The 5952-nt window shown below is 67.7% G+C and carries 5 protein-coding genes; 4 read left to right on the top strand and 1 reads right to left on the bottom strand.

Features of this window, described 5'->3' with window-relative positions; genetic code table 11:
* Nucleotides 1-352: 352 nt before the first annotated feature.
* Nucleotides 353-616, bottom strand: a complete 264-nt coding sequence (locus AB0D18_RS41160; protein WP_362430836.1) for a hypothetical protein — start codon at nt 614-616, stop codon at nt 353-355.
* A 440-nt stretch (nt 617-1056) separates the two neighbouring features.
* On the opposite strand from AB0D18_RS41160, the gene AB0D18_RS41155 reads away from it, so the two are divergent.
* From AB0D18_RS41155 to AB0D18_RS41140, 4 genes are all read left to right on the top strand, one after another.
* Complete coding sequence (locus tag AB0D18_RS41155) at nt 1057-3624, top strand: Helicase associated domain protein (protein ID WP_362430835.1); 2568 nt, start codon at nt 1057-1059, stop codon at nt 3622-3624.
* Nucleotides 3625-3695: 71 nt separating this feature from the next.
* Nucleotides 3696-4028, top strand: coding sequence for a hypothetical protein (locus AB0D18_RS41150; RefSeq protein WP_362430834.1), 333 nt, complete (start codon nt 3696-3698; stop codon nt 4026-4028).
* 22 nt (nt 4029-4050) lie between these two features.
* A complete protein-coding gene (locus AB0D18_RS41145; protein ID WP_362430833.1) occupies nt 4051-4671 on the top strand; it encodes a hypothetical protein in 621 nt (206 codons plus the stop codon).
* 233 nt (nt 4672-4904) lie between these two features.
* Nucleotides 4905-5861, top strand: coding sequence for an IS481 family transposase (locus AB0D18_RS41140; protein ID WP_362430832.1), 957 nt, complete (start codon nt 4905-4907; stop codon nt 5859-5861).
* Nucleotides 5862-5952 lie beyond the last annotated feature (91 nt).

The raw sequence follows: 5952 nt of genomic DNA, 5'->3' as shown, positions 1-5952 counted from the left end.
GACCGCGCGAAGTAGCACACGCGGCGAGAAGAAGTAGCACACGCGGCGAGAAGCTGCGAGCGCGACTGAGGGGCGGCCACCCGGTGACAGGTGGCGCGCGGTTCGCTCCGCGAACACGACGCGGAGACGCTACGCGTCTCTTCCCTTGATCGCTCCGCGATCAAGGCTGCCGGTCCACTCCGTGGCCCAACAGCCCTCGCACGGCTCCGCCGCACGAGGGGTCGGCACTTCGTGCCTCCCGGCCCGATCGCTCCGCGATCAGGCCACGGGTCGCGCTCCGCGCGACCCTAGAGCTCTGGGAGCGTGCCGGCGAGTACGCATCGACTGGGGGTCTTCAGGCCTTCCGGTCCGGTTATCGCCACCTGGTGGGGATGTTGGTGAGCTGCTTCACCGGATCCCAGTCGTCAGGTTTGCGCTCCGCGTCAAACCATGGGGTGCCCTGGGCGATCCAGTGCTCACGCATTTCACGGACTTGCGCCACGTTGTCGTCGCCGATCCCGGACTCGTTGTAGCAGCACTCGCAGATGACGTACTGAGGGACACCGTGTGTGTCGAACAGCACCTCTCCGTCGTCCAGTCCGCAGATCCGACATGCGGTTTCGGTCTTGTCTTTCATGCTTTCAGATTTTAGAGGCTTCTTGACAGCCTTCGAGACTCTGTCACGAAGGGAAAGAAGGGGGACTGAAACTTCCGGAATGCTGTTGAGTTGAGGTTCCACCGTAGCAGGAACACTCTCACCACACAATCTTCTGCAAACCATGTGGGTCAAACTTGGAAGCCGGGTATGCTCTGGAAACAGCATCCACTCCGGCGCACCGAGAGTCGACAGCGCTGAAAAACTGCACTACGTGACCTGAAAACCATCATCAGATGCCTCTGCATCCCGTCCTGATCCAGGACGGGATGCATGCCTGACGTGAGTTTCTACGAACATGGTTACTGCGGGAATTGTGACACTGAATGGGAGTTCGGCCCGGTGGAAGAAGTGACCGTTCTGGAGTCTGACCACGAGTCCGAATCCGCTCAGGACGACGAGTAAAAAGGGGGGGTCTGACCATGTCGGCAAATCCGCTGTACCCGCACCAGAAAGAGGCGGTCGACTCCGTACTGCGCGCCCTTCAGGCGCCCGTTGGTGGGTTGCCGCCGGAAGGGCTGCGGACGCAGGTGATCGCGGCGACCGGGAGCGGCAAGACCCGCATCGCCGCCGCCGTCGCCCAGCAGTTGCGCGCACGACGAGTGTTGGTGCTCGTGCCGTCGCTGGATCTGCTGGTGCAGACGGCGCAGGCGTGGCGCGCGGCCGGGCGTACGGGGGCGATGGTGGGGGCGTGCCGGCTGCGGCCCTCGCAGTCGGAGGGGATGCCGTGCACCACGGATCCGGCCGAGCTCGCGGAGTGGGTGCAGTCGCTGGAGCAGGTGACGGTGCTGGCGACGTACCAGTCGCTGGGCAACAAGGTCCTGGAGCGCGCCCACACGACCGGGGTCGGGCCGTGGAGCCTGATCATCGTGGACGAGGCGCACCGCACGAGCGGTGACGGGCTGAAGCCGTGGGCGTCGGTGCATGACCAGGCGAAGATCCCGGCGGAGCGCCGGCTGTACATGACCGCGACCCCGCGCGTCTGGGAAACGACGCGGGACGCGCAGCGCGGCGGGCGGGCCGTGCCGCGGCTGATCGCGAGCATGGAGCCCAACTCGCCGATCTTCGGCCCGGTGGCTTTCGAGCTGCCTCTCTCGGAGGCGGTGAGCAAAAACCTGGTAGCACCGTTCCAGGTGGTGGTCGTCAACGTGGACGACCCCGAGCTGCGGATGGCGATGGAGGAGGCCGAGAACGGGTCCGACGTCCTGCGCGGGACCCGGCTTGCTGCGTTGCAGGCCGGGTTGGTGAAGGCGGCGGCGAGGCACCAGATGCGGAAGGTGCTCAGCTTCCACAGCCTCACAGCGGATGCCGAGGCCATGGCGGGCGGGCTCGTCGGCGTCGCAGACCGGCTATGGCGGGGCGATCCCGAGACGTTCCACGCGCCGGAGCGGGTGTGGGCGGACTGGCTGTACGGCGAGCATGACCCCGCCCACCGGCGGGATGTCCTGGAGGAATTCGGGTCCGACGTCATCGACCGTGGGGACGGGGTATATCCGGCGGCATTGCGGGTGCTTTCCTCGGTTCGCGTTTTGGGTGAAGGCGTCGATACCGTGAATTGTGACGCGGTCGCTTTCTGTGACACTCGTGGGTCGATGGTGGACATCGTGCAAATGGTAGGTAGGGCGCTGCGGCTGCGTCCCGGGAAAGAGAAACTGGCCAGTCTCGTCATCTTCACTTTCACCCCCGAGGGTGAAAGCGGTGAAGGCAGGCTGTCGTCGAAGGGGCACGAGCCCCTCGCGAAGATCCTCACCGCGTTGCGTGCGTACGACGCACGCTTGGTGGAAGCGCTTGCCGATCCCCGTGTGCGCAGCGGGAGTTGGCAGGACGACGAGACCGCCGAGGCGGGCGGTACGGAGGGTGAGGGCGAGGGCCAGGAGCAGCACGAGGGTGGTGGGGAGGTCTTCCGTGCGCCGGCGCGGGAGGTGCTGCGGTTCGCCGAGCCGTGGGACCCGGCGGAGCTCGCCCGGTTCGTGCGGTTGCGGGTGATCGAGCCGGAGAACACGTACTGGCGGCGCGGCATCGAGGCCACCGTGCAGTACCGGGCCGAAGTCGGCGGCGGCGGTAGTGAGTTGCTGGTGCCGTACGCGTTCGTCACCCCGCCCGGCTGGACGCCCGGGAACTATCCGCTGGGGGTCTGGCACGCGGACCAACGCCGGTATTACCGGGCCGGGAAGCTCGATCCAGTCCGCGTGGCCGAGCTCGATGACCTGGGCATGGTCTGGAACCCTCTGGAGCTGGCGGAGGCGTTCGAGGACTGGCTGCAGTGCGCGCGCAGCTGGACGGCTGCGCACGGGCACTGCCTTCCGCCTGCGTCGGCGGAGTGGGAAGGACGAAAGCTGGGGGCATGGCTGAAGAACATGAGGAAGGCCGCCAAGATCGCGGGCACGATCGCCGAGCGCCGTGAGGCGGGCCTTCCTGTCGAGTCGGAAGCCGGGGCGCTGACCGAGACACGGCGCGACGCACTCGACGAAATCGACCCTGGGTGGTGCCCGGCCTGGGACACAGCCTGGCAGCGGCGCCTGCGCCTCACCCAGCAGCACCTGAAGAACGGCGGCACCGTGCCCACCGGTTCGGGTGAACTCGTCGTCCAGGGCGAGGACTTGGGGGCTTGGGTCCAGTCCTGCCGGTACGGGTGGGAGCAGCTGGCGTACGTACAGCAGTACCTCCTGGAACACGCCCTCGGACTCGAACCCGCCGAGGAGGAGCGGCCGGTGAAGCGCACCCAGGACGACAAATGGGCCACCAACCTGCGGGCAGCGCAGGCGTTCCACGCCCGCGAAGGACACCTGAACGTGCCCAGGAAGCACGAGGAGCACCTGGAGGCGGACGACGGACCGGGAAGCGCTCGGGCGGGTACTGAGAGCACCGCGAAGCTGGGATTGTGGGTCGCGAACGTGCGGAAACGGGCGGACAAGCTCAGCCCGGAACGGCGGGCCGCGCTGGACGAGATCGGCATGGAATGGACGGCAGCGAGGGCGGGTCGGTCGTAGTGGAGGGGTTGCTGGAGGCATTGGCGGGGGCGTCGTCGTCTTCGTGGTTACGGCGTGCGCAGGCCGGGAGGGTGCTCGCTTCGTTCGCCGGGGATCCTGCGGCCGCGCAGGCGCTGGTGGGGCTGCTCTTGGACGTCCAGGACACGGCGGTGACGCGGCGGACGGCCAAGGCCTTGGTACGGGCGGGGACGGCGGTACCGGTCCAGGTTCTTGCGCGGGCGGTGGCCGGAGCCGGTGACAGTCACGGCGACTGGATCCTGGCAGGTGTGCACGATGCGCTCGCGGGGAGTACCGGGATGGCGAACTTCCTGGCCCTGTGCGAAGGGCTGGCCCACGATGCGGAAGCAGCCGTTCGTCAGGGCGGTGCGAAACTCCTGGAGTGGTCACAGAGCACGGGAGGTTGAGGCGGATGTCTGCTGGGGTCTTGTGCGTGTCTCTCCTGCTGGGGAGACGACGTTCCCCTACCTGTGCCGGATTGCAGCCGCCTACGGGCTTGAGGAGAAGGCGCTGCTGTCCTGCTGGAAGGGGGTCGGTCAACGGCCTCGGCATGAGGGCGGGGCGTGGCGGTGGGATGCGGAGGTGCTGCTGAACGCGGCGGGCCGGCGCGCCCTGGTGGGGCTGGGCAGTGCCACGGAGGGCGCGCTGGAGCGGGCGTTGCCGTCCTGGGGTCGGGAGGATCCCAAGCTCGGTGCGCAGCAGGACGTTGTGGAGCGGGCGCTGTGGCGGGTGGGGGGTGCGGTGGTGGGTGCGGTGGCGTTCGGGTGCCGGCTGTGCACAGCACGGCGTACGGGCGGCCCGGTGCGGGTGGTGCGGTATGCGGCGCGGTGGGAGCGGGTGTGTGTGCGGCACGGGCGGTGGGCGTTGGACGCTGACGCTGACCAGCCTCTGGAGTGCCTGGACGTGCGGGGTGTTCCGGAGGTGGGTGTCGCGCATCTGCGGTGGCGGGGTGTGGAACGGCGTGCGGTGCGGGCCGGGGTGGATCCGGGTGAGGTGTTCGGGCTGGCGTATGCGGTGGTGGCTCGGTGGTGGCAGGAGGCGTACCGGTGAGAGGGGGAAAAGATCTGGCCGGAGCGCCTGCACCTGGTCGCCGGCGGGAACGCGGGAGTTGATCTGGAGCGGTGGCGGGTGGTCGGACGCGATCCGGTGTTCTTCCCTGAGGTGGTGGCACACGACCTAGGTGTATTGATCACGAGCGTTGTTGACACTCGGTAGGTCTTGAACATGACGAAGACCTCCGGTGTGGTGGGAGCTGTCTAGGAACTCACCGCACGGAGGTCTTCGTGTCCCACCGTAATGCCCGGCTGACCGTCTTCGGTAGGCGTCTGCTGGTCGAACGGGTCTTGTCGGGCCGTCCGGTTGCCCACGTCGCAGCCGAGATGGGCATATCGCGGGTCACCGCCCACAAGTGGATGCGGCGATGGCGAGCCGAAGGCGAGGCCGGCCTTCATGACCGCTCCAGCCGGCCGCGCACGACACCTCACCGAACGCCGGCCGATATCGAAGCCAAGGTCTGCGGCCTGCGGCAGTCCCGCAAACTGGGACCGGCGAGGATCGGCCCGATCCTGGGCCTCCCGGCCTCGACGGTCCACCGGATCCTGACCCGCCACCGGCTCCATCGGCTGTCCTGGACCGACCGCCCGACCGGCACCGTGATCCGTCGCTACGAGCGTCAGCGGCCCGGCGAACTCATCCACGTCGACGTCAAAAAGCTCGGCCGGATCCCCAACGGCGGCGGCCATAAGGCCCTGGGCCGCCAGGCAGGCCGGGCCACCCGCAGTCAGATGGGCTTCGACTATGTCCACTCCGCCGTGAACGACCACTCCCGCCTGGCCTACAGCGAGATCCACCCCGACGAGAGAGTCGCGACCTGCGCGGGCTTCCTCACCCGCGCGGCCGCCTTCTTCCGCAGCCGCGGCATCACCCGCATCGAACGCGTACTGACCGACAACGCCTGGGCGTACCGCAAAGGCCTGGCCTGCAGGGCCGCCCTGGCCGAACTCGGCGCCGCCGGCAAACTGACCCGGCCCTACCGGCCACAGACCAACGGCAAGGTCGAACGCTTCAACCGCACCCTGCTCGACGAATGGGCCTACCTGCGGCCCTACACCACCAACGACGAGCGAACAGCAGCACTGTCAGACTTCCTTCACACCTACAACCACCACCGCTGCCACACCGCACTCGGAGGCCAGCCCCCGGTCAGCCGCGTCAACAACACTGCGAGTCAATACACCTAGGGCGTTTCTGATGGCTCTTGGACGGTGTCGCGGAGCCAGATGACGATCGCTGCGACGGTGAGGGTGCCGTTGAAGATGTAGTCGCGTTTGT

Source organism: Streptomyces sp. NPDC048442 (genome assembly GCF_040651475.1).
In the GTDB taxonomy this organism is placed as follows: Bacteria; Actinomycetota; Actinomycetes; order Streptomycetales; family Streptomycetaceae; genus Streptomyces.
Note: the sequence above shows the minus strand (reverse complement) of the source record. Positions and strands in the feature narration are given on the sequence as shown.